At 67.9% G+C, this 1413-nt stretch carries 1 protein-coding gene; it reads right to left on the reverse strand.

Translation table 11 applies throughout. The features are described 5' to 3' along the window. Window positions 1-43: 43 nt before the first annotated feature. Window positions 44-1294 (reverse strand): IS256 family transposase, encoded by a 1251-nt coding sequence (locus tag IXW69_RS11365; RefSeq protein WP_194786443.1) that lies wholly within the window; start codon window positions 1292-1294, stop codon window positions 44-46. Window positions 1295-1413 lie beyond the last annotated feature (119 nt).

The raw sequence follows: 1413 nt of genomic DNA on the forward strand, positions 1-1413 counted from the left end.
GGTCAAGTCCCGGGAAGTGGTGTAGCGATCCTTCGCTGATTGGTCAGGCGGTCAGAGCGGGCAAGGAGCTGGTGGTGACCTCCTCGGTGCTGGTGTCGGGGACGAGGCTGAGGCGGCATCGGGCGAGGACGTCGAGGCCGAGATAGCGGCGTCCTTCGGCCCATTCGTCGGTCTGTTCGGCCAGGACCGCGCCGACGAGACGGACGATCGCCTCGCGGGTGGGGAAGATGCCGACGGAGTCGGTGCGGCGGCGGATCTCCTTGTTCAGCCGCTCGGTGGGATTGTTCGACCAGATCTGGACCCACACGTCCTTGGGGAACGCGGTGAACGCGAGGAGGTCCGCTCGGGCGGCATCGAGGTGCTCGGCCACGGCCGGGAGCTTCTCGCTCACGTAGTCCAGCAGCCGGTCGAACTGCGCGTTGACCGCTTGTGCGTCGGGCTGGTCATAGACGCTGTGCAGCATCGCCTTCACCGCCGGCCACATGGTCTTGGGCGTCACGGCCATGAGGTTCGCGGCGTAGTGGGTGCGGCACCGCTGCCAGGCCGCCCCGGGAAGATGCGCGGCGATCGCTTCGACCAGCCCCGCATGCGCATCGGAGGTCACCAGGCGAACGCCGGCGAGGCCGCGGGCGACGAGGTCGGCGAAGAAGCTGTTCCAGGCCGCTCCGGTCTCGCTGGTCGCGACCCTCATTCCCAGGACCTCGCGGTGCCCGTCTCCGTTGACGCCGGTGGCGAGCAGGACGACGGCGTTGGTCACGCGCCCGCCCTCACGCACTTTCATGGTCAGGGCGTCGGCGGAGACGAATGTGAAGGGGCCGGCCTCGTCCAGGGGGCGGTGGCGGAACTGCTCGACGTGCTCGTCCAACGACTCCGCCATCCTGCTGACCTGCGACTTCGACAGACTGTTGATGCCCAGGGTCTTCACGAGCTTGTCCATGCGACGCGTGGAGACACCGGCGAGATAGCAGTCCGCGACGACCGTGATCAGTGCGGACTCGGAGCGCTTGCGGCGCTCGAGCAGCCACTCGGGGAAGTAGGTGCCGGTGCGGAGCTTGGGGACTGCGACGTCGATCGTGCCGACGCGGGTGTCGAGGTCGCGGTGGCGGTAGCCGTTGCGCTGCGCAACCCGGTCGCTGCTGGGGCGGCCGTACTCCGCGCCGGCAACGGCGTCCGCGTCCGCGCAGAGCAGGGCGTTGATCACGTCCTGGAGCAGGCTGCGCATCAGATCCGGGGACGCCTCGGCCAGGGCTTCACCGAGTAGGCCGGAAGGGTCGACAATGTGAGGAGCGGTCATCGTGATGACTCCGTTCGAGAGTGCTGTGAGAAGTTCACTCGAAGGATCACACGGTGGCCGCGTCCTTGTCCGGGACGATCACAGGGCCACCGCGCTACACCACTATCGGGGACTCAACT

It is taken from the genome of Actinomyces haliotis (genome assembly GCF_015355765.1).
GTDB classification, from domain to species: Bacteria; Actinomycetota; Actinomycetes; order Actinomycetales; family Actinomycetaceae; genus Actinomyces; species Actinomyces haliotis.